This window comes from Nonomuraea sp. NPDC003727 (genome assembly GCF_053586935.1).
In genome coordinates, this window is the sequence record NZ_JBSFNE010000013.1 from 172,072 (window position 1) to 197,655 (window position 25,584).

At 70.8% G+C, this 25,584-nt stretch carries 22 protein-coding genes; 17 read left to right on the plus strand and 5 right to left on the minus strand.

The annotated features are described in order from the left end of the window. The first annotated feature begins 2 nt into the window (after window positions 1-2). Window positions 3-1,163: an ROK family protein gene (locus ACWDLG_RS31260; protein ID WP_449926816.1), complete on the plus strand. Its 1,161-nt coding sequence runs from the start codon at window positions 3-5 to the stop codon at window positions 1,161-1,163. Here ACWDLG_RS31260 and ACWDLG_RS31265 read toward each other — a convergent pair. From ACWDLG_RS31265 to tpx, 3 genes are read right to left on the minus strand one after another with little or no spacing between them, the layout of a single operon-like run. Next, window positions 1,069-1,746: a phosphatase PAP2 family protein gene (locus ACWDLG_RS31265; protein WP_449926819.1), complete on the minus strand. Its 678-nt coding sequence runs from the start codon at window positions 1,744-1,746 to the stop codon at window positions 1,069-1,071. The two genes, ACWDLG_RS31260 and ACWDLG_RS31265, sit on opposite strands and share 95 nt — an antisense overlap. A 16-nt stretch (window positions 1,747-1,762) precedes the next feature. Then, complete coding sequence (locus tag ACWDLG_RS31270) at window positions 1,763-2,506, minus strand: helical backbone metal receptor (RefSeq protein ID WP_449926822.1); 744 nt, start codon at window positions 2,504-2,506, stop codon at window positions 1,763-1,765. 54 nt (window positions 2,507-2,560) lie between these two features. Then, window positions 2,561-3,061 carry a thiol peroxidase gene (tpx, locus tag ACWDLG_RS31275; protein ID WP_449926825.1) on the minus strand — a complete coding sequence of 167 codons (501 nt, stop codon included), beginning with the start codon at window positions 3,059-3,061 and terminating at the stop codon, window positions 2,561-2,563. A 138-nt stretch (window positions 3,062-3,199) separates the two neighbouring features. On the opposite strand from tpx, the gene ACWDLG_RS31280 reads away from it, so the two are divergent. Then, complete coding sequence (locus ACWDLG_RS31280; protein WP_449926828.1) at window positions 3,200-4,609, plus strand: LCP family protein; 1,410 nt, start codon at window positions 3,200-3,202, stop codon at window positions 4,607-4,609. Window positions 4,610-4,623: 14 nt separating this feature from the next. Here the strand turns inward: ACWDLG_RS31280 and ACWDLG_RS31285 are convergent, their stop codons facing one another. Next, a complete protein-coding gene (locus ACWDLG_RS31285; RefSeq protein WP_449926831.1) occupies window positions 4,624-6,411 on the minus strand; it encodes an N-6 DNA methylase in 1,788 nt (595 codons plus the stop codon). A 76-nt stretch (window positions 6,412-6,487) separates the two neighbouring features. Here ACWDLG_RS31285 and ACWDLG_RS31290 point away from each other — a divergent pair, with 76 nt between their 5' ends. The 6 genes from ACWDLG_RS31290 (at window position 6,488) to ACWDLG_RS31315 (ending at window position 14,154) form a co-directional block, all read left to right on the plus strand. Further along, window positions 6,488-7,258: a PP2C family protein-serine/threonine phosphatase gene (locus tag ACWDLG_RS31290; protein WP_449926834.1), complete on the plus strand. Its 771-nt coding sequence runs from the start codon at window positions 6,488-6,490 to the stop codon at window positions 7,256-7,258. 74 nt (window positions 7,259-7,332) lie between these two features. Beyond that, entirely contained in the window at window positions 7,333-7,854 is a 522-nt protein-coding gene (locus tag ACWDLG_RS31295; protein ID WP_449926837.1) for a hypothetical protein, read from the plus strand. Between the two features lie 152 nt (window positions 7,855-8,006). Then, a complete protein-coding gene (locus ACWDLG_RS31300) occupies window positions 8,007-9,005 on the plus strand; it encodes a CHAP domain-containing protein (RefSeq protein WP_449927077.1) in 999 nt (332 codons plus the stop codon). Between the two features lie 53 nt (window positions 9,006-9,058). Continuing rightward, the gene (locus ACWDLG_RS31305) at window positions 9,059-12,472 is read left to right on the plus strand and encodes a methylmalonyl-CoA mutase family protein (RefSeq protein WP_449926839.1); all 3,414 of its coding nucleotides are present in this window, start codon (window positions 9,059-9,061) and stop codon (window positions 12,470-12,472) included. 111 nt (window positions 12,473-12,583) lie between these two features. Next, entirely contained in the window at window positions 12,584-13,198 is a 615-nt protein-coding gene (locus tag ACWDLG_RS31310) for a TetR family transcriptional regulator C-terminal domain-containing protein (RefSeq protein WP_449926841.1), read from the plus strand. Continuing rightward, a complete protein-coding gene (locus tag ACWDLG_RS31315; RefSeq protein WP_449926844.1) occupies window positions 13,195-14,154 on the plus strand; it encodes a haloalkane dehalogenase in 960 nt (319 codons plus the stop codon). Before ACWDLG_RS31310 ends, ACWDLG_RS31315 begins: the two co-directional genes overlap by 4 nt. 253 nt (window positions 14,155-14,407) lie before the next feature. On the opposite strand, the gene ACWDLG_RS31320 is transcribed toward ACWDLG_RS31315, so the two are convergent. Continuing rightward, a complete protein-coding gene (locus tag ACWDLG_RS31320) occupies window positions 14,408-15,199 on the minus strand; it encodes a GNAT family N-acetyltransferase (RefSeq protein WP_449926847.1) in 792 nt (263 codons plus the stop codon). A gap of 269 nt (window positions 15,200-15,468) precedes the next feature. On the opposite strand from ACWDLG_RS31320, the gene ACWDLG_RS31325 reads away from it, so the two are divergent. From ACWDLG_RS31325 to ACWDLG_RS31365, 9 genes are all read left to right on the plus strand, one after another. Further along, window positions 15,469-16,368 carry a serine/threonine-protein kinase gene (locus ACWDLG_RS31325; protein ID WP_449926849.1) on the plus strand — a complete coding sequence of 300 codons (900 nt, stop codon included), beginning with the start codon at window positions 15,469-15,471 and terminating at the stop codon, window positions 16,366-16,368. A gap of 227 nt (window positions 16,369-16,595) precedes the next feature. Beyond that, window positions 16,596-17,906, plus strand: coding sequence for an ABC transporter substrate-binding protein (locus ACWDLG_RS31330; RefSeq protein ID WP_449926852.1), 1,311 nt, complete (start codon window positions 16,596-16,598; stop codon window positions 17,904-17,906). Between the two features lie 60 nt (window positions 17,907-17,966). Further along, window positions 17,967-18,920 carry a carbohydrate ABC transporter permease gene (locus ACWDLG_RS31335; protein ID WP_354919035.1) on the plus strand — a complete coding sequence of 318 codons (954 nt, stop codon included), beginning with the start codon at window positions 17,967-17,969 and terminating at the stop codon, window positions 18,918-18,920. Next, complete coding sequence (locus tag ACWDLG_RS31340; RefSeq protein ID WP_449926856.1) at window positions 18,917-19,726, plus strand: carbohydrate ABC transporter permease; 810 nt, start codon at window positions 18,917-18,919, stop codon at window positions 19,724-19,726. Before ACWDLG_RS31335 ends, ACWDLG_RS31340 begins: the two co-directional genes overlap by 4 nt. After that, complete coding sequence (locus tag ACWDLG_RS31345; protein ID WP_449926860.1) at window positions 19,723-21,147, plus strand: GH1 family beta-glucosidase; 1,425 nt, start codon at window positions 19,723-19,725, stop codon at window positions 21,145-21,147. Before ACWDLG_RS31340 ends, ACWDLG_RS31345 begins: the two co-directional genes overlap by 4 nt. A 74-nt stretch (window positions 21,148-21,221) precedes the next feature. After that, window positions 21,222-22,559, plus strand: coding sequence for an ABC transporter substrate-binding protein (locus ACWDLG_RS31350; protein ID WP_354919028.1), 1,338 nt, complete (start codon window positions 21,222-21,224; stop codon window positions 22,557-22,559). A 132-nt stretch (window positions 22,560-22,691) separates the two neighbouring features. Continuing rightward, window positions 22,692-23,663, plus strand: coding sequence for a carbohydrate ABC transporter permease (locus tag ACWDLG_RS31355; RefSeq protein ID WP_449927080.1), 972 nt, complete (start codon window positions 22,692-22,694; stop codon window positions 23,661-23,663). Continuing rightward, on the plus strand, window positions 23,660-24,574 hold the full coding sequence (locus ACWDLG_RS31360) for a carbohydrate ABC transporter permease (protein WP_449926864.1): 915 nt from the start codon (window positions 23,660-23,662) through the stop codon (window positions 24,572-24,574). Before ACWDLG_RS31355 ends, ACWDLG_RS31360 begins: the two co-directional genes overlap by 4 nt. Beyond that, window positions 24,571-25,566: a LacI family DNA-binding transcriptional regulator gene (locus ACWDLG_RS31365; protein WP_354919023.1), complete on the plus strand. Its 996-nt coding sequence runs from the start codon at window positions 24,571-24,573 to the stop codon at window positions 25,564-25,566. Before ACWDLG_RS31360 ends, ACWDLG_RS31365 begins: the two co-directional genes overlap by 4 nt. Window positions 25,567-25,584 lie beyond the last annotated feature (18 nt).

The window sequence follows — 25,584 nt, forward strand, 5'->3', positions numbered from 1 at the left end:
TGATGCTGACGGCGGGACACGTCCTCCAGTTGATCAGGCAGGGCACGTGCCGTACCCGCAAGGAGCTGATCGACTACACCGGGCTGTCCAGGTCCACCATCACCGACAGGGTGGACCGGCTGATCGAGGCCGGCTACATCCGCGAGGCCGACAAGGGGGCGTCGGGCGGCGGGCGCCCTCCGTCGGTCCTCGCCCTCGACTCCACCGCCAGGGTCGTGCTCGTCGCCGACCTCGGCGCCGGCCACGCGCGGGTGGCGCTGACCGACCTCGCCGCCCGCCCGCAGGCCGAGGAGTCGGAGAGCATGCGCATCGACCGCGGCCCCGAGGAGGTGCTGGCCTGGGTGCTCCAGGCCTTCGAGCGCCTGCTCGACCGCACCGGCCGCACCAGGGAGCAGGTCTGCGGCGTCGGCCTCGACCTGCCCGGCTCGGTCGACCACACCTCGGGCAAGGTGCTCAGGTCCTTCCTGATGCCGGGGTGGGACGACCTGCCGATCAAGGCGGCCTTCGGCGCCCGGTTCGACGTGCCGATCCTGGTGGAGAACGACGCCAAGGCGATGGCGCTCGGCGAGTGGTGGGCCGCCTACCGGCACTCGCCGTCGCTGCTGCTGGTGAAGGTCTCCACCGGCATCGGCGCCGGCATCGTGCTCGACGGGCGCATCTACCGGGGCGTGGAGGAGGGCGCCGGCAACATCGGCCACGTACGGCTGCGCGAGAGCGACGACAGGGTCTGCACGTGCGGTTCGAAGGGGTGCGTCGCCTCGCTGGCCAGCGGCCACGCCGTGGCCAAGGACCTCGGGCAGAAGAGCAGCCGCGACGTGGTGCGCCTGGTGCAGGCGGGCGACCCCGAGGCCATCGCCCGTACCCAGGAGGCGGGGCGCACGCTCGGCCTGGTGCTGGCCACCGCGGTGAGCCTGCTCAACCCCGGCGTGCTGGTGCTGGCCGGCGACATGGCCGAGACGCGGGAGCACTACCTGACCGGCATCAGGGAGAGCGTCTACCGGCACAGCCTGCCGTACACGACGAGGAACCTGGAGATCGTCACCAGCGGGCTGGGCGGCAGGGCGGGCGTCATCGGGACCGCGGTGATGGTGACCGAGCATGTGCTCTCCCCGGAGAGCGTCGACGCGTCCCTGCGGGAAGCGCGGGCGGGATCGTCGGGGTGAGCACGGCGAGCACCGCGACGCCGAGCAGCATCCCCGCGACCACGTCGCTGACCCAGTGCACGCCGAGGGCGACGCGCGTGTAGGACACCGACAGCACCAGGAAGGCGGCGATCCCCCAGACCAGGACCAGGAGCACGGGCCTGCCGCGCAGCCTCGGGGTGAGCAGCAGCACGATCACCCCCGCGCCGAGCGTGGCGGTCAGCGCGTGGCCCGACGGGAACGACATGCCGACGGCGGTGGCGACCGGGTCGGGGAAGGCGGGCCTGGCCCGATCGATGACGATCTTCAGCGCCTCGCCGAGCAGGCCGCCGGCCACGATCACCGTGAGCGCCCAGGCGCCGGCCCCGAGCCTGCCCTTCCAGATCAGCCAGGCCGCGATCGCGATCACCACGATCCGCCATGTGGCCGGGCCCAGGGCGTCGGTCCACAGCAGCAGGAGGCGCGTCCACGCCGGATCGGCGAGCGCCCCGGCGTACAGGTCGTGCGCCACCGCCCGGTCGACCTGGTTGAGCGGCTGCCTGGCCAGCAGGAGCAGCAGCCCGAACGGGATCAGGGACACGACGAGGACGAGCCTGGTCAGCATCACCCCATCCTGCCCGCTACAGGCCGAGACTAGCCCGCAGGACGTCAGGAGCCTCCACCATCGAGGGTCCGTACCAGGTCAGCAGCCGCCCGCTGACCAGCGCGCTGCCGGCGAAGCACTCCGGCCCGTCGTCCGCGCCGAAGGCGTACGGCTCGTCCGGCAGCACCACCACGTCCGGGTCCTTCGCCACGAGCTCCGCGAGAGGGATCTTGGGATAGCGCTCGGGATGGGCGGCGTAGAGGTTGTCGACGCCCAGCCGCCTCAGCACGTCGCCGGTGAAGGTGTCGCGGCCGACCACCATCCACGGCCGCCGCCAGATCGGGATGATCGCGGTGCGCCTGACCGCGGGCTCCGGCAGGTCCCACGCCCGGCGCGCCCGCTCCAGCCACTCCGGCTCCGGGGTGCGGCAGGCCAGCTCGAACATCCTGCCCAGGGAGACGAACGCGGCCTCGACCGTCTCGATCCTGGTCACCCATACCGCGATGCCCGCCTGCCTGAGCGCCTCGAGGTCGGGTTCCCTGTTCTCCTCGGCGTTGGCCAGCACCACGTCGGGCGCCAACGCCATGATCCGGTCGAGGTCGGGGTTCTTGGTGCCGCGCACCCTGACCACGTCGAGGCCGGCCGGGTGGGTACACCAGTCCGTGGCGCCGACCAGCTTGCCGGTGGGCGCCATGGACTCGGTGAGGGAGGGCACGAGGGAGACGACGCGTTCGACCGTCGCGGGCACCCGCACCTCGCGTCCTGTGTCGTCGACGGCCACGGGCTCCTCCTTCGGGCCTGGCGGCGGACCCCGCGGGGGCCCGCCGCGAACGGGCTAGGCCAGGGCCTTGAGCGCGGCCTCGTAGTCGGGCTCCTGGGTGATCTCGGGGACCAGCTCCGAGTAGACGACCTTGTTATCGCCGTCGAGCACCACGACGGCGCGGGCGGCCAGACCGGCCAGCGGGCCGGACTCCTGGGCCACACCGTAGTCGGCCAGGAACTCCCTGCCCCGCATCAGCGACAGCGTCACCACGCTGTCGAGGCCCTCGGCGCCGCAGAAGCGGCCCTGCGCGAACGGCAGGTCGGCCGAGACGCACAGCACGGCCACGTCGGGGTGCTCGGCCGCCACCTGGTTGAAGCGGCGGACCGACGCGGCGCACACGCCGGTGTCGACGCTGGGGAAGATGTTGAGCACCTTGGTCTTGCCGCCGAAGTCGGCGAGCGTCACGTCGGACAGGTCCTTGCCCACGAGGCTGAACGCGGGGGCCGCGTCGCCGGGCTGGGGGAAGGTGCCGCCCACGGTGATCGGGTTGCCCTTGAAAGTGACATCGGACATGAGCGCCTCCCGGCGAAAAGGTGACAAAAGCCAAGGGCTCGATCCTATTGCTTCCCCTTGCTGCGGCTTCCGCCGTACCGGCGCCGTGTGACTCAGTACACTCGGCGAGGTTCGACTGGCCCTCCCCTGGAGTGACATGTGAGCAGCGGGCTCGTGGCCGCCCCGCATCCGCCGTCGCCCTCCGCCGAGCCGCCCGCCGGGCGGCGGCGCTGGCTTCGCCGGGTCGTGGTGGCGACGACGGTGGTGGCGCTCGCCGTCGCCGGCGCGATGGTCGGCGCGTACGTCAAGCTGACCAGCAACGTGAAGCACATCGACGTCACCGGCGACCTCGACGCCACGCGACCGCCGAAGGCCGCCACCACCGCGCTCAACGTGCTGATCGTCGGCTCCGACCAGCGCGACGGCAGGAACGCCAGATACGGCCGCGCCGTCGAGGGCGAGCGCACCGACACGATCATGCTGGCCCACGTGTCGTCCAGGCGCGACGGGGCCATGGTGATCAGCTTTCCCCGCGACTCGCTGGTCCAGCTTCCCCCCTGCCGCGCCAAGGGCAGGCTGCCGGGCCAGCCGGCCCATCTCGGCATGATCAACGAGTCGTTCAACTCGGGCGGCATCGGCTGCACGTGGAAGACGATCGAGTCGCTGACCGGCATCCACATCGACCACTTCGTGAAGGTCGACTTCACCGGGTTCAAGAGCATGGTCGACGCGGTCGGCGGGGTCGAGGTGTGCCTGCCCGAACGCGTCGACGACACCAAGGCGCTGCTCCACCTCGACGCGGGACGGCAGTCGCTCAACGGCGAGCAGGCGCTCGGCTACGTCAGGGCCCGCTACAGCATGGGCGACGGCTCCGACATCGGGCGCATCCAGCGGCAGCAGATGTTCATCGCCGCCATGCTCAGGAAGGTCATGAGCGGGCGCACGCTCACCGACCCGGCCAGGCTCTTCGGCTTCCTCGACGCGGCCACCAAGGCCGTCACCACCGACCCGGGGCTCACGCCCGGCGTCATGAAGGACCTCGCCGAGAGCGCGCGGGGCATGACGGCGGGCCAGATCCGGTTCGTCACGACGCCGTGGTACTACTCCGTCTCCCATCCCGGGCGGGTGGAGTGGGTGCAGCCGCAGGCCAGGACCCTGTTCCAGATCGTCGCCAAGGACCTGGAGGTGACGGGCGTCAGGGGCGGGCAGGAGAAGGTGCCGCCGTCGCGCATCCAGGTGGAGGTGCGCAACGGCACCTTCCGGCCGGGCCTGGCCGGCCAGGTGGCGGTGGGGCTCGAACAGCGCGGCTACCACGTCTCCAGGATCGGCGACGCCTCGCGCAAGCCGTACCCGAAGACCCAGCTCGCCTACTCCCCCAACGGGGAGACGCGCGTCCCCACGATCACCCGCGACCTGCTGTCGGCCACGCCGCGGCTGGTGGCGGGGGCGGCCACGCCGCGGCTGGTGCTGACGATCGGGGACGACTGGCAGGGCCTCAAGCCGATGCGGGTGGGCGCCTCCGAGGCGCTGAAGGGGTTCGACGCCACCCACGACACGTGCGCGGCCTGAGAGCGCCGCGCCGGTCAGGCCGGAGGTCGGAGGCGGCCGTCGGCCAGACCCTGGTGGCCGAGCCTGATGAGGGTCTCGCCGAGCTCGGTCGCCTCCCGCAGGGCGTCCTCCATGGCGGCCAGCCGGCGGAAGGCGTCGCCGTAGGCCCGCTGCTCGCTGAGCGACAGCCTGGGCAGGCGGGTACGGCGCGCGTCGACCCTGCTGGAGCCGGCCGGCACCCGGGCCCCGGCCGAGCGCAGAAAACCGGCGAGGAAGTGGGGGTCCACGCGGCGCTGGTCGACCCGGTAGAGGGTGAGCTGCGGGCCGAGGACGGCGCCGTCCTGGCCGACCACCCTCGCGGTGGCGTAGGTGGCCACGACGTCGCCGGGCTGGATCCTGACCATGCCGGGCTCGGCCGTGGTGGCGCCGGAGGGTGTGGTGGTGCCGCGCTCCACGTCGTCGGCCGTCAGCACCGGCAGGTCGCCGCCGTCGGCCGACATCCTGGGCGGCGCCTGGAGGATCGTGACCAGGCCTGCCTTGACCAGCTCGCCGATCGTGGTGACCGGCCGGTCGCGCGGCTCGTCGAGCACCACCAGATCGGGCGCGTCGACGGAGGCGGCCAGGAAACGGGCGCGGGCGTCGGCGAAGGCGCGCCCCAGGTCGGCTCCGCCGCGCGGGGCGTGGCGGGAGGGGCTGAGGTCCACCTCGTCGTCGAGCAGGTCGATGATGCGGACCCGGTGCGCTCCCTCGCGCAGGCCGGGCTCGACCCTGCTCAGGTCGCCCTCGGCGTCCATGATGACGATCTCGGACGGCGGGCGCTCCCCGCTCTGCGGCCTGCGCAGCAGCCACAGGTCGGGGCCGCCGGGCCAGAGCCCCACCACGGCGCGCAGGGCCCCGGCGCGCAGCAGGTTGCCCCTGATGCGGCGGCCGGCCCTGCGGCCGGCCGCGGCGACGGGCATGAGGATGGCCACCAGGCCGCCCGGCCTGACGTGGGTGAGGCAGTGCTGCACCCACGCCAGCTCGGACTCTCCGCGCGGCGGCAGGCCGTGCTCCCACCGCGGGTCGCCGGTGAGCTCGTCATAGCCCCACGACCGCTCGTTGAACGGCGGGTCGCAGACCACCGCGTCGGCCCGGGGGCCGGGGAAGGCGTCGCGCCTGAGCGAGTCGCCGTGGACGATCTCGGCCTCGACCCCGCGCAGCGCCAGCCGGGCGGCGGCGATGCGGGCCGAGGTGTCCTCCAGCTCCTGGCCGAGCACCCTCACGCCGTCGGGCGCCCCCGTGGCGCGGCCGCGGGGCGACAGCGGCAGCAGGAGGGTGCCGACGCCGCAGGCCGGGTCGAGGACGATGCCGCCGTCGGGGACGGCCAGCCGTACCATCAGGGCCGCGAGGTCCTCACGGGTGACGGAGAGCTTGCGGGAGTGGGCCTCGAAGTAGCGGGCGCACAGGAACTCGTAGGCGGCCGGCGCGCCCTGCTCGGCGGCCAGCTCGCGCAGCACCGCGACCTGTCCCTCGTCGAGCCCCTCGCCCCCGGCCCCGGGATCGGCGAGAAAACCTCCGGCGGCGGCCACGAGCTCGCCAAGCTGAAGATCTCCGGAAGCTTTCAGGCGTTGCCACGCGCGATCTGCCAGCGAGACCTGGTAGGACTTCCCATAGCGACTCAGCCATGCCTCGACCTCGCGCAGCGCGAAAAGCGGCTGTGCGGCGGTTCCGTCGACGGGTTTGGGGAAGTCGTCGTGGCGGCGGCGCCAGTTGCTCACCGCGGCCCGCCCGACACCGGCGAGCCGAGCGATGTCGCCGGCGTTCACGGTCGGGTCGTGGCTCATGGACGCCACATTAGTTCACAACACTCTTCAGCGCATCTGCTTGTGAAGTGTTTCAACCAATGATTTACTGCCTACTATGACGCACAACATCCGCTATGCCGCCGGGTCGGACGTGGGCCGACGAAGGGAGCAGAACGAGGATTCGGGCTACGTGAGCGCCCGCATGCTGGCGATCGCGGACGGGATGGGCGGCCACGCGGCCGGCGAGCTTGCCAGCTCCGCCACGATCGCGGTGCTGCGCGAGCTCGACGTCAGCTTGCCAGAGGCGGGGGCCGATCTCGAAACCGCCCTGGAGGCGGCCGTGCTGGAGGCGGGGCGCAGGCTTGCCGAACTGGTCGAGATCGACCCGGCTCGCAGGGGCATGGGCACGACGGTGACCGCCATGTTGTGGGACGGCGCGAGGTTCGCCCTGGCCCACCTGGGCGACTCGCGGGCGTACTTGCTGCGCGACGGCGCGCTCTACCAGATCACCAAGGACCACACGCTGGTCCAGTCGATGGTGGACGAAGGCCGCATCACGGAGGACCAGGCCGCGGTCCACCCGCGCCGCTCGATGGTGTTGCGCGTGCTCGGCAGCGAGGGCAGGGCCGAGCCCGACATGTCGCTGCGCGAGGCGGAGCTCGGCGACCGCTACATGTTGTGCTCCGACGGGCTGACCGACGTGCTCGGCCCCGAGACCCTCCACGAGATCCTGACCTCGTACGGCGAGCCCGACGCCGCCGTGCACAGGCTCATCGAACTGGCCAACGAGGGCGGAGGGCCCGACAACGTCACCGTCATCGTGGCCGACGTCGTACCGTCCGGCGAGGGCGGCACGTCGATGTACCGGGTGGGCGTCGGATCCTGATCGGTACGGCGGTTCTCAACCCATCTGAAAGCGCGGGAACCCACACTCTCGGTACAACGAGAAGGGAACTCCCGATGAGGACCAGCCGTACCATCCTGATCGCCGCCGCCGGCCTGCTGGCGGCCTTACCCGCCACCGTCGCGTCCGCGTCCGCTTCCGCGCCTGATTCCGCCCCCATCTCCGCGTCCGCCGCCACGGGCGTCGGGGCCGGCCCCAGCACGACGTGGGGCCCGACGTTCTCCTCCGGCAGGAAGGCCGTCGCCCAGGGCAGGCTCACCGTGCTCAGCCGGGACACGTCCACCACGCCGACGACCGCCACGGTGGAGATCAATGGCGCGATCACCGACCTGACCAAGGGGCCGGCCTGCGGCTGGGCGGCCTTCCGTGTCTCCTTCCTCAAGAAGGACGGAAGCGTGCCGACCAAGCACCTCTACAGCCTCGACTGCACCAAGGGCACCCCGAAGTCCTTCTCCTTCGTCGAGAAGCGGGTCGTCCTGGTCGAGACGAAGGTCTGCGGCGAGATCAAGGCCTCGAAGCCGTCGGCCACCTGCCTGTACGGCGGCAGCTGGAAGAAGCTCTACAGCTATCTCGACTAGTACGTCCCAGCAGCAACACTGCGCATATTTCGCCTCATATCTAGACACTTTCCGGATGTCCGGCCCGCGGCCACGACGGCACTACTACAGTCCCTCGTTAGTCGCCGGTCTTCTGGGAAGGAGTCGTCCTGGACCCGATCGCTGAAGGACTGCTGAAGGCGGCTCGCCCCGAGCTCGGCTACCGCGAGAAGGGCGGCCAGTACACCAAGTTCGGCACGTGGTACGCCGACCTCGTCCAGGACCCCCAGTATCGCAACGCGCCGTGGTGCGACATGTTCATCACCTGGGCCGCGCACAAGGCGGGCCTGCAGGAGTACGTCGGGCAGTTCGCCTGGACGCCCTCGCACGCGGCCTGGTTCATCCAGCAGGGCGCCTGGTCGCCAAAACCCGAGCCAGGCGCCCTGGTCTTCTACGACTGGAGGGGCGGCAAGAGCTACAAGGGCATCGACCACGTCGGGATCGTCGAGAAGGTCGCCGGATCGAAGATCCACACGATCGAGGCGAACGTCGACAAGGTCTGGCTCAAGCGCAAGGTCCGCGACACCGACAAGGTCGTCGGGTACGGGCTGCCCCGCCTGGTCAAGGAACATCCGACGCTGATCGAGGTACGCCCCTCCGACCAGCCGCTCGAGCCCTTCTCCGTCCAGGCGCACGTGCCGCCGGCAGCGACACGGGAGTCACCGTTCGACGTGCTGGGGACGCCGCAGGCCTTACTCGCCGCGATGGTACTCACCACCGTGGTCGTCTCGTTCCGGATGGCGGGACGCTCCCGCGGCTCCGGGCGCCATCGCCGGGAACTCGTCCCATGGGTCAGCCCCGACCCCGCGCCACCGCCACATGTCACCGCCGCCCGCACCACCCCCGCACCACCGCCGCGCGTGACCGCCGCCCGCCTCACGCCATCACTCCACGGTCCCGTCCCCGCCCTGCCGCCCCGGGCGCGCACCACGACCCCCGCACCGCCCGGCGTCCCCCGCACCCGCGTCCCGGCGGACGAGGCCCGCTCGCGCGCGCAGGCGGAACGCGCTCACCTGCCGTTGGAGCGTTCCGGCGAGCGCGCGCCCGCCGCGCCGGTCACTCCGCACCCGCTCACCCCGCCGGGCGGTACGGCCAGGCGGCGCAGGCCGTATGAGGCGGCCACTGGGAAATAGTAGGACGTCCTAGTATCTTCGAGAGGAGGCCCCTCACCAAGGAGTGATCAGGCGTGCACGTACCGGCCCATCCCGTCCGCTTCGTGACCGCGGCAGCGCTGTTCGACGGCCATGATGCCGCGATCAACATCATGCGGCGGATCCTGCAGTCACAAGGGGCGGAGGTCGTGCATCTCGGACACAACAGATCCGTCGACGAGATCGTCACCGCCGCCATCCAGGAAGACGTCCAGGGCGTCGCGATCAGCTCCTACCAGGGCGGGCACGTCGAGTTCTTCACCTACCTCGTCGAGCTCCTGCGTGAGCGCGGCGCCGGCCACATCAGGGTGTACGGCGGGGGCGGCGGCGTGATCGTCCCCGAGGAGATCGAGCTGCTGCACTCCAGGGGGGTGGCGAGGATCTTCTCCCCCGAGGACGGCCAGCGGCTCGGCCTCCCCGGAATGATCAACAAGCTGATCGAGGAATGCGACGCCGAGCTCGGCGACCCGCCGTCCGTGGAGGCCGTCGCGTCGGGCGACCAGGCGGCGCTGGCCAGGGCGATCACACTGATCGAGTCGGGGCGGGCGCCCGAGGAACTGCTCGCGGGGATCCGCGCCCTGGGCGGCGCGACCCCGGCCCAGAGCGCCACCGGTGTGACCGGCGATGCCGTGGCGGGGGCGGAGAACGTTCCGGGTGACGGTGCCGGATCGACCGTCCGGCGGGCGCCCGTCCTGGGCATCACCGGCACCGGCGGGTCCGGCAAGTCGTCGCTGACCGACGAGCTGCTGCGCAGGTTCCACGTCGACAACGACGACAAGCTGCGCATGGCGGTCATCGCCATCGACCCCACCAGGCGGCGCGGCGGCGGCGCCCTGCTCGGCGACCGCATCAGGATGAACAGCCTCGGCGGGCAGACCTACTTCCGTTCCCTCGCCACGCGAGGCGCGAGCGAGGTGCCCGACTGCCTCGACGACGTGATCGCCGCCTGCCGCGCGGCCGGGTACGACCTGGTCGTCATCGAGACACCCGGCATCGGGCAGGGCGACGCGGGGATCGTCCCGCACGTGGACGTGCCGATCTACGTGATGACGCCGGAGTTCGGCGCCGCCTCCCAGCTCGAGAAGATCGACATGCTCGACTTCGCCGAGGCCGTCGTGATCAACAAGTACGAGCGGCGCGGGGCCGAGGACGCGCTGCGCGACGTGCGCCGCCAGATGGTGCGCAACCGGTCCGCGTTCGGGGTGTCGCCCGACGCGATGCCGGTGTTCGGCACCATCGCCGCCCGCTACAACGACGCGGGGGTGACGGCGCTCTACCACCACCTGCGCGACCAGCTCGTGGAGCGGGGCATGCCGGCCGGCGCCGGCCTGCTGCCCAGGGTCGAGGGGCGCACCTCCAGGACGGCGGCGGCGGTGGTGCCGCCGGCACGGGTCCGCTACCTCGCGGAGATCGCCGAGACGGTGCGCGGCTACCACGCCGAGACGACGGCCCAGGTGGAGGTGGCTCGGCGCCGGCAGCAGCTGGCGGCCGTCCGGGCGCTCCTGGGCGAACCCGCCGGTTCGGCGGGCGGGGGGCAGGCGGGCGGGGCGCAGGCGGTCGCCCCCGCCGACAGGCGGGACGTGACGGATGCGCGTCTGGACGAGCCGGCTGCCCCCGCCGACAGGCGGGACGTGACGGATGCGCGTCTGGACGAGCTGGCTGCCCAGGCCGAGCGGGAGCTGTCCGACGAGAGCAGGGCGCTGCTGGCGGAGTGGCCCGCGTTGCGGGAGCAGTACACCGCCGACGAGCTCGTCGTACGGGTCCGCGACAGGGAGATCCACACCCCGCTGTGGCGCGAGACCCTCTCCGGCAACAGGATCCCGCGCGTCGCGCTGCCCCGCTTCGAGGACCACGGCGAGCTGCTGCGCTTCCTGCGCTCGGAGAACCTGCCGGGCCGCTTCCCGTTCACCGCGGGCGTGTTCCCCTTCAAGCGGGACGACGAGGACCCGACCAGGATGTTCGCCGGCGAGGGCGACCCGTTCAGGACGAACCGGCGCTTCAAGCTGCTGTCGGAGGGCCAGCCGGCCACCCGGCTGTCCACCGCGTTCGACTCGGTGACTTTGTACGGCCACGACCCCGACGTCCGACCCGACATTTACGGAAAAGTCGGGACCTCGGGGGTGTCGATCGCGACGCTCGACGACATGAAGGTGCTCTACGACGGCTTCGACCTGTCCGCGCCGAACACCTCCGTCTCCATGACCATCAACGGCCCCGCCCCCACGATCCTGGCCTTCTTCCTCAACGCCGCGATCGACCAGGCGCTCGAGCGCTTCGAGTCCGCCCAGGGCCGCCCGGCGTCCCCGCAGGAGGCGGCCGAGCTGCGCGCCAGGACCCTCGCCACCGTGCGGGGCACCGTCCAGGCCGACATCCTCAAGGAGGACCAGGGGCAGAACACCTGCATCTTCTCCACGGAGTTCTCGCTGCGCATGATGGCCGACATCCAGGAGTGGTTCATCCGCAACCAGGTGCGCAACTTCTACTCGGTGTCCATCTCCGGCTACCACATCGCCGAGGCGGGCGCGAACCCCATCAGCCAGCTCGCCTTCACCCTCGCCAACGGCTTCACCTACGTCGAGGCCTACCTGGCGCGCGACATGCGGATCGACGACTTCGCGCCCAACCTGTCGTTCTTCTTCTCCAACGGCATGGACCCCGAGTACTCCGTGCTCGGGCGGGTCGCCCGCCGGATCTGGGCCGTCGCGATGAGGGAGCGGTACGGCGCGGCCGAACGCTCGCAGAAGCTGAAGTACCACATCCAGACCTCCGGCCGGTCGCTGCACGCCCAGGAGATGGACTTCAACGACATCCGCACCACCCTGCAGGCCCTCATCGCGATCTACGACAACTGCAACAGCCTGCACACCAACGCCTTCGACGAGGCCGTCACCACCCCCTCGGCCGAGTCCGTACGGCGCGCGATGGCGATCCAGCTCATCATCAACCGCGAATGGGGCCTGGCGAGGAACGAGAACCCGCTGCAGGGCTCGTTCATCATCGACGAGCTGACCGACCTGGTCGAGGAGGCGGTGCTGAGCGAGTTCGAGCGCCTGTCGGACCGCGGCGGCGTGCTCGGCGCGATGGAGACCGGCTACCAGCGCGGCAAGATCCAGGACGAGTCGATGCTCTACGAGACCCGCAAGCACGACGGCTCGCTGCCGATCATCGGGGTGAACACCTTCCGCAACCCGCGCGGCGAGGTGGAGCACGGGCCGCTGGAGCTGGCCAGGGGGACCGAGGAGGAGAAGCACTCCCAGCTCGACCGGCTGCGCGGCTTCCAGGCGAGAAACCGCTCCACCGCGCCGGCGGCGCTGCGCCGGCTGAGGGAGGTGGCCATGTCGGACGACAACGCGTTCGAGGTGCTGATGGACGCGGCGAGGGTGTGCTCGCTCGGCCAGATCACCGAGGCCCTCTTCGAGGCGGGCGGCCAGTACCGGCGCAACGTCTGACCCCGCCGGAACGACAGGCCTCCCGGGGGCGCGTCACGCGCTCCCGGGAGGCCTGTCCGGTTGTGGGGCCCATGGCTTGACGAAATCAATATGAACGTCCATATTGGACTCATGGCGAGACCATCGAAGAAAGACCAACTCCTCGACCAAGGGATGGAGGCCGTCCGCAGGACGGGGCTGGTGGGCGCGAGCGTCCGCACCATCACGGCGGCGGCCGGCGTCCCGCTCGGCTCGTTCAGCAACCACTTCGCCTCCAAGGAGGACTTCGGGCTGGCGGTGATCGACCGCTACTTCACCGACGTCCGCGCGATCGTCGCCGCGACCCTGGACGACACCGGCAGGCCTCCGCTGGAACGGCTGCGCGCCTACTTCGACGCCATCACCGAACGGCTGCGGGCACGCGAATGGCACGACGGATGCCTGATCGGCAACACCAGCCTGGACTCGACCGAGACCAGCGAGGCCATCCGCACGCACCTGGCACAGATCTTCACCGAGTGGCACGAGCCGTTCGCACGCTGCCTGGACGAGGCGCAGCGGGCAGGCCAGATCGCGCTGCCGCTGCCCGCGCCCGACTTCGCCGACTTCCTGATGGCCTCCTGGCAGGGGGCGATGCTGCGGATGAAGGTGGAGCGCTCGTCCGATCCGCTGGAGCGCTTCACCACCGTGGTGTTCGGCACCCTCCTGGCCCCTTCCACCTCACCGACCGAAGGACGACACCCATGACCGCGAGCACCGTCACCGACACCGTCTCCGCCGCCGTCACCGACGCCGACACCAGCACCAGCCCCGCCGTCGCCGTCACCGACACCGGCACCATCTCCGCCGCCGACCCGCACCCGCGGCGGCAGGTGCGCGTGCTGGGCACCCATCTGAGCCACGTGGACACCGGCGACGGCGAGCCGGTGGTGTTCCTGCACGGCAACCCCACCTCCTCGTACCTGTGGCGCAACGTGATCCCCTACCTGGCCGACGTCCGCCGGTGCCTGGCGCCCGACCTGGTCGGCATGGGCCGTTCCGAGCCCGCGGCCGACGGGGCCTACCGGTTCGCCGACCACGCCCGCCACCTCGACGCCTGGTTCGACGCGGTGCTGCCCGAGGGGCAGGTCACGCTGGTGCTGCACGACTGGGGTTCGGCGCTCGGCTTCCACTGGGCGCGCCGCCACCCCGAGCGCGTGCGCGCGATCGCCTACATGGAGGCGATCGTCCAGCCGCGGCTGTGGGCCGACTTCCCCGAGGGCCGCGACACGCTGTTCCGCGCGATGCGCGGGCCCGAAGGCGAGGAACTGCTGCTGGGCCAGAACTTCTTCGTCGAGACGGTGCTGCCCCGAAGCGTGCTGCGTCCGTTGCGGGAGGAGGAGATGGCGGCCTACCGCGCGCCGTTCGGCGACCGGGACTCGCGCCTGCCCACGCTGGTCTTCCCCCGCGAACTGCCCATCGACGGCACGCCTCGGGACGTGGCCGAGGTGGTGGAGGCGTACGGGAGCTGGATGGCCCGCAGCGCCGTCCCCAAGCTGCTGATCTCCGCCGAGCCCGGCGCGATCCTGGTCGGCAGGGCGCTGGAGTTCGCGCGCACCTGGCCGAACCAGCGCGAGGTCGGCGTGCGCGGCATCCACTACGTCCAGGAGGACTCCCCGCACGAGATCGGCGCGGCGATCAGGGACTTCGTCCTGCGGCCGTGACCGACCGGCCCCGCCACCCGACTCCCACCCGACTCCCACCCGGCGCACCCACCCGGCACGCCCATCCGGCGCACCCGCCCGGCACGCCCGCCCTGCCCGCCCGCCCGGCACGCCCGCCCTGCGCGCCCATCCGGCGCGCCCGCCCGGCACGCGCGCCCATCCGGCGCGCCTCTCCGTCGGCCTGACGCGCGTGTCCATCCGGCCGCCCGTCAGCCCGCCCGGCAGCCCGCTCGTCCGTCCGGGAGGGTGAGCGTCAGGTCGCCGGCGGACGGTGCCACATCGTCAGCCGCATCAGCCGCAGGTATCCCATCGCCTCGTAGACCGGCCGGCCCTCGTCGCTGGCGATGAGCATGGCCGGCTGGTACGGCTCGGCGAGCGTGGCGGCCCAGGTGACGGCGGCGCCGATGCCCCTGCCGCGATGGGAGGGCAGCGTGGACACCCATTCGACGTCGACGATGCCGTGCCCGAGCCGGGATCCGGACGTGGCGACGGGCCGGTCGCCGGCGTATCCCACGAACAGCTTGATCGGGCCGTCCAGGACCCGCGCGTCGCCGAACACCGTGCCCTCCGCCTCCGGCATCGGGTAGGCCTCGACGAGCGTGCGGACGAAGTCCGCCAGGCCGCGGCGGTCGGTGACGGGGACGATCCTGAGCCCGTCGGGAAGGGGCGGCGGGCTCCCGCCCTGCGGGCGCAGCATGAGCGGAGGATGGCCCATCAGCCGCAGGCCCGCCGTGGACAGGTCCGGCGTCGGCCAGACCGACAGGAACACGAAGTGGCGTTCGGGCGGGTAGAAGGCGAGCAGCCGCCGCAGCGTGTCCGCCAGGTCGATGTACGGCGGTGGCGCCAGCAGCACGGCGGCGTTGTCGAACAGGACCGGCGAGGCGGGGTCGGCGACCGCGAGGTCCTGCCAGCGTTCGGCGCGCCCGCCCGCGCAGGCGGCGACGAAGGCGTTGCGGTCGGCGTTGGCCAGCACGAACCTGCGCACCAGGGAGTCTCCGGCGTCGAGGTCCTGCTCCCAGCCATGGGTGAGATGCTCGTCGGACACGCGGCGCACCTGCCTCTCGTCCGGGCGACGAGGTCCACGCTCGAGTCTAGAACCGTGGGAGGCCGACGACGAGCCGCGGGCGGCAACGGCCGCCCGCGTCCGCGTGAACCGCCGTGATCTCCTGACGCCCCATGGGCCGATCGTCGGCGGCCACGTCCGGCGCCCGCGGGACCGGGCCCGCGCCGCACGGCGATCAAGATCCACCTGGTTGCTGTAGATTCCCCGGAGAGTCTCAAGCGGGCTGGTCGTGGAGGGGGCAGGAGAGGCGGATGGTCATCGGTGACCGCTACGTGCTCGACGACCTTCCTCTGGGCCGGGGCAGCATGAGCGCCGTCTACCGTGGCCACGACCGGCATCTCGACCGGCGGGTGGCGGTCAAGCTGCTGTACCCGCTGCCCGGCAAGGACGCCGACGAGGAGCTGGAGCGGCGCTTCACCAGGGAGGCGCGCATCCTGGCGCGCCTGGAGCATCCGGGGGCGCCCGTCCTGTACGACTTCGGGACGCACGAGCAGCGGCTGTTCCAGGTGATGCAGTTCATCGACGGGGTCACGGTCGCCGACCTGCTGAGCGAGCACGGCCCGCTGCCGGTGCCGTGGGCGGTGGCGATCGCGGCGCAGGCGTGCGCGGTGCTGTCGGCGGCGCACGCGCTGGAGATCTGCCATCGCGATCTCAAGCCGACCAATCTCATGCTCTGTCGCGACGGCAGCGTCAAGGTGCTCGACTTCGGCCTGGCGATGTTGCGGGAGGCGAACGGCACGCAGTTCACCAGGATCGGGCAGATCCTCGGCACTCCGGCGTACATGGCGCCCGAGCAGATCCAGCGGGGTGTCGCCGAGCCGCGCAGCGATCTCTACTCGCTCGGCTGCGTGCTGCACGAGATGCTGACGGGGCGGCAGCTGTTCACCGGCCCGACGGAGTACGTCGTGTTCGAGAGGCAGGTGAAGGAGCGGCCGCCCCCGGTGCCCGGGCTTCCGGCCGCGCTCGGGAAGGTGCTGTCCGACCTGCTGGAGAAGCCGGTCGAGGACAGGCCGCGCGACGCCAACGTGCTGTACGAACGGTTGCAGGCGTTCGCGGTCGATCTGCCGATGCTGCCGGGGTTCCTGACCTCGCCGGCGACGCCGAGCCCCGGCCGGATGTACGCCAAGGTGCTCGGCCGCGTCCTCGGCTGAGAGAACGCTCTCCCGCTACAGGTAACACTCTGGAAACGGGCCGACCCTCTGGGAGCGCTCCCACCGCTCCGAGGCGTGGCCGTCACCTGCGGAAACGCCGCCACAGGTGAGAGAGCGCTCTCTTGTGCATCCCTGAAACCCTCCGTTGACATGGCAGGCCCCCGACCCGCAACCTCTGAGAGAGCGCTCTCTCACCGTCACTCCCCACCGCCCTCGAGGAGGGTTCCATGGCCACGCCGTACTCCCAGGCCCGCCGCTTCGGGCGGCTCGCCGTACCGGTGCTCACCGCCTCCGCACTCGCGCTCGCGCTCGCCGCCTGCGGCGGCGGATCACAGCAGACCGCCGCCACGGGCGGCGGCACCGCCGAGAAGGTGACGCTCAGCGTCGCGCTCTTCGGCGACTTCGGCTTCAAGCCGCTGTACGAGGAGTACAGGAAGACCCATCCCAACGTGGAGATCGTCGAGCGGGTCACGCAGTTCAACGACCACCACAACAACCTGGTCAAGCGGCTGGCCACCAACGCGGGCGCGGCCGACGTCGAGGCGGTGGAGGTGGGCTACATCAGCTCCTTCACCTCGCAGCCCGACAAGTTCCACGACCTCAAGCAGTACGGCCTGGACAAGCGGCAGGGCGACTACCTGGACTGGAAGTGGCAGCAGGGCCTGTCGAAGGACGGCTCCCGGCTGCTCGGCCTCGGCACCGACGTCGGCGGCCTGGCCATGTGCTACCGCAAGGACCTGTTCGAGAAGGCCGGGCTGCCCACCGACCGCGAGAAGGTCGCCGAGCTCTGGCCGACGTGGGAGCAGTACATCGAGACCGGCAAGAAGTTCGCCGCGAACGTCAAGGACGCCAAGTTCGTCGACTCCCCCGGCGAGATCTTCCGCGCGATCGTCAACCAGGCGCCCGTCGGCCTCTACGACGCCCAGGACCAGATCGTCGTCGCCACCAACCCCGAGGTCAAGAAGGCCTGGGACCTGTCCAACCAGCTCAGCCTGAACGGCCTGAGCGCCAAGCTGGCCGCCTTCTCCCCGCCGTGGAACACCGGCTTCGCCAAGGGCTCGTTCGCCACGATCATCTGCCCGGCCTGGATGACCGGCTACATCCAGGAGCAGGCCAAGGACGCGGCCGGCAAGTGGGACATCGCGAAGGTCCCCGGCGGCTCGGGCAACAGCGGCGGCTCGCACCTGCTGCTCCCCAAGCAGGGCAAGCACCCCAAGGAGGCGGCCGAGCTGATCGACTTCCTCACCTCGAAGGACAACCAGGCCCGCGTCTTCAAGGAGGAGGGCACCTTCCCCTCGATCCCCGCCCTCTACGACGACCCGTCGATCCAGAGCTTCACCAAGCCGTTCTTCGGTGACGCGCCGATCGGCAAGATCTACTCCGACGCGGCGCGCACCCTCAAGCCACAGCACCTCGGCCCCAAGGAGGGCGACGTGCGCGTGGCCGTCGGCGACGGGCTGGGCCGGGTCGAGCAGGGCAAGCAGACGCCCGACGAGGCGTGGGCGCAGGTCGTCGCGGACGTCCAGAAGATCAAGTAGCCCCCGGTACGGCGGGGCGCGCCCGTCCCGCCGTACCGCATCGACCTGGAGGACTTCCGCATGGCCACCCTGCCGGCCGCGGTGCCCGGGAGGCGCCGCCGCCTCGTCAGGCACGCGCTCGACCTCAAGCTCTCCCCGTACGCCTACGTGGCCCCGTTCTTCCTGCTGTTCTGCGCCTTCGGGGTGTTCCCGCTGATCTTCACGGCGTGGGTGAGCCTGCACGAGTGGACGCTCACCTCCGACACGCACACCTTCATCGGGGTGGAGAACTTCGGCACGCTGCTCGGTGACGGCTACTTCTGGAACGCCACGTTCAACACCTTCTCCATCGGCGTCCTGTCGACGGCGCCGCAGCTCGTGCTGGCCATCTGGCTGGCGCACCTGCTCAACCGCCCGCTGCGGGCGCAGACGTTCTTCCGCATCACGCTGCTGGTGCCGAACGTGACCAGCGTGGTCGCGGTCGTGGTCATCTTCAGCCAGCTGTTCGGGCGCGACTACGGGCTGATCAACTGGATGCTGTCGTGGTTCGGGATCGAGGGCGTGGCCTGGGCGGAGGGCACCGCGACCTCGCACGTGGCCATCTCGGTGATGATCATGTGGAGGTGGACGGGCTACAACGCGCTGATCTTCCTGGCGGCGATGCAGGCCGTCCCCAGGGAGCTGTACGAGGCGGCCACGATCGACGGCGCGTCGAACCTGACGCAGCTCAAGAAGATCACCATCCCGATGATCCGGCCCACGATCATCTTCGTCGTCACGGTCTCGACGATCGGCGCGATGCAGATCCTGGCCGAGCCCCTGCTGTTCGGGGCGGGCAGCGGCGCGGGCGGCATCACCAGCGGCGGGCCGGACCGCCAGTTCCAGACGCTCGCGCTCTACGTCTACGACCTGGGATTCACCAAGTTCGACTTCGGCTACGCCTCGGCCGCCTCGTGGGTGATGTTCCTGTTCGTCGTGGTCGCGGCGGGCGTCAACTACCTGCTGACCCGCCGGCTGGGAGGGGCCTTCAAGTGAGACGACGCCTCACTTATCTGACGCTGCTGGCGGTGGCCTTCTTCTCGGTCTTCCCGCTCTACTACAGCGTGGTCGTGGCCTCGCGGCACAACTCGGCGCTGGCCGAGGTGCCGCCGCCGCTGCTGCCCGGCGGCAACTTCCTCGCCAACGTGCAGCGCGTCTTCGACACCGTGCCGTTCGCCCTGGCCCTGCTCAACTCCTTCCTGGTCGCCGGGTCGATCGCGATCGCGGTGATGTTCTTCTCGACGCTGGCCGGGTTCGCCTTCGCCAAGCTGTCCTTCAGGGGCAGGAACATCCTGCTGCTGATCACGGTGGCGACCATGATGGTGCCGGCCCAGCTCGGGATCATCCCGCTCTACATGCTCATGGTGAAGATCGAGTGGACCGGCTCGATGTACGCGCTGGTGGTGCCCGCGCTGGTGAACGCCTTCGGGGTGTTCTTCATGACGCAGTACCTCTCCCGCGCGCTGCCCACGGAGCTGCTGGAGGCGGGCAGGGTCGACGGCGCGACGACCTGGGGGCTGTTCTGGCACGTCGTACTCCCCGCGGCGCGGCCGGCCGCGGCGGTGCTCGGGATGCTGACGTTCATGTCGGCGTGGAACGACTACTTCTGGCCGCTGGTGGTGCTCACCCCGGAGAACCCGACGGTGCAGGTGGCGCTGTCGACGCTGGCCAGCGGGTACGTCAACGACTACGTCCTCGGCCTGTCGGGGACGGCGGTGGGTACCCTGCCGCTGATCCTCGTGTTCGTCCTGCTCGGCAAGCAGATCATCGGAGGAATCATGCAAGGAGCTGTCAAGGGATGACGATCACGACCATGGAGGCGCGGGGGACCGTGGTCTTCCCTGAGAACTTCGTCTGGGGCGCGGCCACCGCGTCCTACCAGATCGAGGGGGCCGCGAAGGAGGGCGGGCGCGGCCCGTCGATCTGGGACACCTTCTCCGCGACGCCGGGGAAGGTGCGCGACGGCGACACCGGCGAGGTGGCCTGCGACCACTACCACCGCTACCGCGATGACGTGGCGCTGATGAGGGAGCTGGGCCTCGGGGCCTACCGGTTCTCCGTCGCCTGGCCGAGGATCCAGCCCACCGGCTCCGGACCGGCCAACTCGGCGGGCCTCGGCTTCTACGACAGGCTCGTCGACGAGCTCCTCGAAGCGGGCATCACCCCATACGTCACGCTTTATCACTGGGATCTGCCGCAGACGCTCGAGGACCTGGGCGGCTGGACCGTCCGCGACACCTCCCACCGCTTCGCCGACTACGCCGCGATCATGCACGACCGGCTCGGCGACCGGGTCAGCCACTGGACCACCCTCAACGAGCCGTGGGTCGCGGCGTTCCTCGGCTACGGCAACGGCGTGCACGCGCCGGGCCGTACCTCCGCGCACGACGCGCTCAGGGCCGCGCACCACCTGCTGCTCGGCCACGGGCTCGCGGCCAGGACGCTGCGCGCGAAGGGCGCCGAGGAGATCATGCTGGTGGTCAACTCGGCGCCGGTGCTGACACCCGCCCAGGTCAACGACCCCGACGCGGCGCCGTCCGCGGCCGACGCCGAGGCCGTCCAGCGCATCCACGCGCTGCTGACCCGCCAGTTCCTGGACCCCGCGCTGGCCGGCCGGTACCCGGAGGAGGTGCTGAGCGCCGCCGGTCGCAACGGCGGCACCGCGCACATCCGCGACGGCGACCTGGAGATCGTCAACGCCCCCATCGACCTTGTCGGCGTCAACTACTACAACCCCTGCGTGGTCGAGGCGGCGCCCGGACTGCCCGCCGACGCCGCGTGGCCGGGCTCGGAGGGCGTGCGCTTCGCCCCCGCCGACGCCCCCGTCACCGCCATGGGCTGGCCGATCGTGCCCAGCGGCCTGTCGCGCCTGCTGGTACGGCTGTCGCGGGACTACCCGCGGGTCGGCCTCATGGTCACCGAGAACGGCGCCGCCTTCGACGACGTCGTGGAGCACGGCAGGGTGCACGACGACGGCAGGCTCGCCTACCTCGAGGGGCACCTGCGCGCCGCACACGCGGCCATCACGGCCGGCGCCGACCTGCGCGGCTACCTGGTCTGGTCGCTGCTGGACAACTTCGAGTGGGCCGAGGGCTACCGCCGCAGGTTCGGCCTCGTCCACGTCGACTACGCCACCCAGGCCCGCACCCTGAAGGACAGCGCTCTCTGGTACAGGTCCGTGATCAGCGACAACGGGTTTACCTGGGGTCCCAACAAACCGTAATCCCCCCGATATTGACCTCGTCATGTGCGCCATCAATTCTCAGAGAACGCTCTCACCGGCACAGGAGGATGCACATGACCACCGCCCCTCGACTTCTCGTCGGAGCCGCGGCGCTGGCGCTCGTCGTCACCGGCTGCGGCTCCACCGGGTCAGGGTCCTCCACCGGCCAGGCGGCCCCCGCGGCCGACTGCGCCGCCTTCCAGCAGTACGGCAAGCACGACGGCAAGAAGGTCACGGTCTACTCCCCCATCAGGGACACCGAGGCCGACCTCTTCCAGCAGAACTGGAAGACGTTCGAGCAGTGCACCGGCATGAAGATCACCTACGAGGGCACGGGCGAGTTCGAGGCGCAGATCCAGGTGCGGTCCGACGGCGGCAACCCGCCTGACCTCGCCTTCTTCCCCCAGCCTGGCCTGCTGGCGCGCTTCGCGAAGGCGGGCAAGCTGAAGCCCGCCCCGGCCGAGGTCAAGGCGCTGGCCGACCAGGGCTGGTCCAAGGACTGGATCGCCTACGGCACCGTGGACGGCACCTTCTACGCCGCCCCGCTGGGCGCCAGCGTGAAGTCGTTCGTCTGGTACTCGCCCAAGACCTTCCAGGAGAAGGGCTGGCAGGTCCCGAAGACCTGGGACGAGCTGATGAAGCTGAGCGACACGATCGCGGCCGCCGGCACCAAGCCGTGGTGCGCGGGCATCGAGTCGGGCGAGGCGACGGGCTGGCCGGCGACCGACTGGATCGAGGACGTCATCCTGCGCGAGCTCGGCCCCGAGGAGTACGACCGCTGGGTCTCCCACGAACTGAAGTTCAACGACCCCAAGGTGGTCGCGGCGGTCGACAAGGTGGGCGCGATCCTCAAGAACGACAAGTACGTCAACGGCGGCTACGGGCCCGTCAAGTCGATCGCCAGCACCGCCTTCCAGGAGGGCGGCGTGCCGATCACGACGGGCAAGTGCGCGATGCACCGCCAGGCCTCCTTCTACGCCAACTTCTGGCCCGAGGGCACCAAGGTCGCCCAGGACGGTGACGTCTTCGCCTTCTACCTGCCGGGCAACGACCCGGCCACGAAGCCGGTGCTCGGCGCGGGCGAGTTCGTCGCCGCCTTCGCCGACCGGCCCGAGGTGCAGGCCTTCCAGCGCTACCTGGCCACGCCCGAGCACGCCAACTCCAGGATGAAGCTGGGCACGTACGTGTCGGCCAACAAGGGCGTCGACCTCGCCAACGCGCAGAACCCGATCGACAGGCTGTCGATGGAGATGCTGCGCGACGAGGCGACGGTGTTCAGGTTCGACGGCTCGGACCTCATGCCGGCCGCCGTCGGCTCCGGCACCTTCTGGAAGGGCATGACCGACTGGATCAACGGCAAGGACACCAAGACGGTGCTCGACTTCATCGACGCCTCCTGGCCCACCTCCTGAAGTCCCCGGTACGGCAGGCAGCCCGCGCGGCGCCTGCCGTACCGGTCAGGGGAACGCCCGCCCAGCCCGCTCACGTCCGCCCCCTCCGGCGCCGCCCCCGGCGCCCGAGGGCCCCCAGGAGGACCCTTGGACCTGGACTTCGACCTGGCCGCCGAGTCGCCCAAACTCATCCAGCTGGTCATCGGCGTCGTCGCGTTCCTCGCGGTCGTCGGCCTGGTCCTGCTGCTTCTCGACCGGGCCCCGATGCGCAGCAGAGCCCGCCTGCACGCCGCGATCCTGCTCGCCCCCGCCGTCGTCCTGCTCGCCGTGGGCCTGGTGCTCCCGGCCGTCCGCACCACGCTGCTGTCGTTCATGAGCGGTGACGGCACCGCCTTCGTCGGCCTGGACAACTACGCGTGGATGTTCACCCAGCCGGAAGCCGTCACGGTGCTGCGCAACACGCTCGTCTGGGTGGTCCTCGTGCCGCTGCTGGTGACGGCGATCGGCCTGGTCTACGCGGTGATCGTGGACCGGGCCAGGTTCGAGTCGCTGGCCAAGTCGCTGCTCTTCCTGCCGATGGCCATCTCGTTCGTCGGCGCCGGGATCATCTGGAAGTTCGTCTACGCCTACCGGCCCGAGGGCGTCGACCAGATCGGCCTGCTCAACCAGGTGGTGGTGTGGCTCGGCGGCGAGCCCCGGCAGTGGCTGCTCGACCCGCCCCTCAACACGCTCTTCCTCATCGTGGTGATGGTCTGGATCCAGGCCGGTTTCGCCACGGTCGTGCTGTCGGCGGCGATCAAGGGGATCCCCGCCGACATCGTGGAGGCCGCCAAGCTCGACGGCGCCGGGGCGGCGCAGATGTTCTTCAGGGTGACGCTGCCCTCGATCCGGCCCGCGGTGATCGTCGTGCTGGTCACGCAGTCGATCGGCACGCTGAAGCTCTTCGACATCGTGCGCACCATGACCGGCGGCCAGTTCGACACCAGCGTCATCGCCAACGAGATGTACAACCAGGCTTTCCGCTACGGCGAGACCGGCAAGGGCGCCGCGCTGGCGGTCTTCCTGTTCGTGCTGGTCACGCCGATCGTCATCTACCAGATCCGCAGCAGGAGGGCCCTTCGATGACGACCGCGCCAGCCCGGGTGCGCGCCCGCCTGTCGAGCAGGACGGCCTCCCTCGCCGCGCTGCTGATCGCGCTGCTCTGGACGACACCCACCGTCGGCCTGCTGCTGTCGTCGTTCCGGCCGGAGGACCAGATCAAGACCACCGGCTGGTGGACGTTCTTCTCCACGCCCGTGCTGACGCTGGAGAACTACCAGGAGGTGCTGTTCGGCACGTCCTCCTCCTCCGGGCAGCTGGCCAGCTTCCTGCTCAACTCGATCGTCATCACGATCCCGTCGGTGCTCTTCCCGCTGGCCTTCGCCGCCTTCGCCGCCTACGCGCTGGCCTGGCTGCCGTTCAGGGGCCGCGACTGGATCTACATCGGGATCTTCGCGCTGCAGGTCGTGCCGCTGCAGATGGCGCTGGTGCCGCTGCTGTCGTTCTTCTCCGAGGGCGTCGAGGTGTTCGGCCTGCAGCTCATGCCCGCCTGGAACCTGGAGGGCACCGGCAGGTTCGTCCAGGTCTGGTGCGCCCACACCTGCTTCGCCCTGCCGCTCGGCGTCTTCCTGCTGCACAACTTCATGTCCGAGTTGCCGCACGAGCTGATGGAGGCGGCCAGGGTCGACGGCGCCACCCACGGCACGATCTTCCGCAGGATCGTGCTGCCGCTGGTGGCGCCCGCGCTCGCCAGCTTCGCGATCTTCCAGTTCCTGTGGGTGTGGAACGACCTGCTGGTGGGGCTGATCTTCGGCGGCGGCACCGCGGAGAGCGCGCCGATGACCGTCCGGCTGGCGCAGATGGCCGGAACCAAGGGCAACGAGTGGCAACGGCTGACCGCGGGCGCTTTCGTGTCTGTCATCATTCCTCTCGTGGTCTTTCTGTCGATGCAGCGCTACTTCGTCCGCGGGCTCCTGGCCGGAAGCGTCAAGGGATGAAGCGCCCCACCCTCGAGGCGGTCGCCGCCAGGGCGGGAGTGTCGCGTGCCACGGTCTCCCGGGTGGTCAACGGGCAGTCGACGGTCGCCCCGCACATCCGCGACGCGGTGCTGCGCGCGGTCGACGAGCTCGGCTACGTGCCCAACCCGGCGGCGCGCAGCCTGGTCACCCAGCGGACCGACTCGATCGCCCTGGTCTTCTCCGAACCGCCGACCAGGGTGTTCTCCGAAGACCCGATGTTCTCCACCGTCATCAGGTCGGCCAGCGTGGAGCTGGAGGCGGCCGACAAGCAGATCGTGCTCATGTTGACCAGCTCGGCCAAGAGCCACGCGCGGGTGGAGCGCTACATCGCCAGCGGCCACGTCGACGGCGTCATGCTCATCTCCATGCACGGCGGCGACCCGCTGCCCGCCGCGATCGCGCGGATGCGGATCCCCGTCGTCTCCTACGGCAGGCCCGCCGTCCCCATCGACATCCCGTTCGTCGACAACGACAACGTCGGCGGGGCGGCCGAGGCCGTACGGCACCTGGTGGAGAGCGGCCGGCGCCGGATCGCCACCATCGCGGGCCCGCAGGACATGATCGCCGGCCTTGACCGGCTCGAGGGGTACCGCACCGTGCTGCGCGGCTCCGACCGGCGTTCCATCGTGGCGATCGGCGACTTCACCAGGGAGTCGGGCGCCGTCGCGATGCGGCAGCTGCTGGAGGACGACCCCCAGCTCGACGCGGTCTTCTGCGGCAACGACCTCATGGCCGTCGGCGCGCTGCAGGCGCTGCGCCAGGCGGGGCGCAGGGTGCCCGACGACGTGGCCGTGGTCGGCTTCGACGACATCGAGGCCGCCAAGTACACCGACCCGCCGCTGACCACGGTCCGCCACCACATCTTCGAGCAGGCCGCGGCCATGACACGGCTGCTGCTGGGGCTGTTCGAGGGCGGTCCCGCCGATCCGGTCATCCTGCCGACCGAACTGGTCATCCGCGAATCCTCCTGAGATGCTGGCCACGGAGGT

Coding starts and splice junctions, on each gene's coding strand:
- ACWDLG_RS31260 (WP_449926816.1), top strand. CDS start 3: ATGCTGACGGCGGGACACGTCCTCCAGTTGATCAGGCAGGGCACGTGC.
- ACWDLG_RS31265 (WP_449926819.1), bottom strand. CDS start 1,746: ATGCTGACCAGGCTCGTCCTCGTCGTGTCCCTGATCCCGTTCGGGCTG.
- tpx (WP_449926825.1), bottom strand. CDS start 3,061: ATGTCCGATGTCACTTTCAAGGGCAACCCGATCACCGTGGGCGGCACC.
- ACWDLG_RS31285 (WP_449926831.1), bottom strand. CDS start 6,411: ATGAGCCACGACCCGACCGTGAACGCCGGCGACATCGCTCGGCTCGCC.
- ACWDLG_RS31290 (WP_449926834.1), top strand. CDS start 6,488: ATGACGCACAACATCCGCTATGCCGCCGGGTCGGACGTGGGCCGACGA.
- ACWDLG_RS31295 (WP_449926837.1), top strand. CDS start 7,333: ATGAGGACCAGCCGTACCATCCTGATCGCCGCCGCCGGCCTGCTGGCG.
- ACWDLG_RS31310 (WP_449926841.1), top strand. CDS start 12,584: ATGGCGAGACCATCGAAGAAAGACCAACTCCTCGACCAAGGGATGGAG.
- ACWDLG_RS31315 (WP_449926844.1), top strand. CDS start 13,195: ATGACCGCGAGCACCGTCACCGACACCGTCTCCGCCGCCGTCACCGAC.
- ACWDLG_RS31325 (WP_449926849.1), top strand. CDS start 15,469: ATGGTCATCGGTGACCGCTACGTGCTCGACGACCTTCCTCTGGGCCGG.
- ACWDLG_RS31330 (WP_449926852.1), top strand. CDS start 16,596: ATGGCCACGCCGTACTCCCAGGCCCGCCGCTTCGGGCGGCTCGCCGTA.
- ACWDLG_RS31335 (WP_354919035.1), top strand. CDS start 17,967: ATGGCCACCCTGCCGGCCGCGGTGCCCGGGAGGCGCCGCCGCCTCGTC.
- ACWDLG_RS31345 (WP_449926860.1), top strand. CDS start 19,723: ATGACGATCACGACCATGGAGGCGCGGGGGACCGTGGTCTTCCCTGAG.
- ACWDLG_RS31350 (WP_354919028.1), top strand. CDS start 21,222: ATGACCACCGCCCCTCGACTTCTCGTCGGAGCCGCGGCGCTGGCGCTC.
- ACWDLG_RS31360 (WP_449926864.1), top strand. CDS start 23,660: ATGACGACCGCGCCAGCCCGGGTGCGCGCCCGCCTGTCGAGCAGGACG.
- ACWDLG_RS31365 (WP_354919023.1), top strand. CDS start 24,571: ATGAAGCGCCCCACCCTCGAGGCGGTCGCCGCCAGGGCGGGAGTGTCG.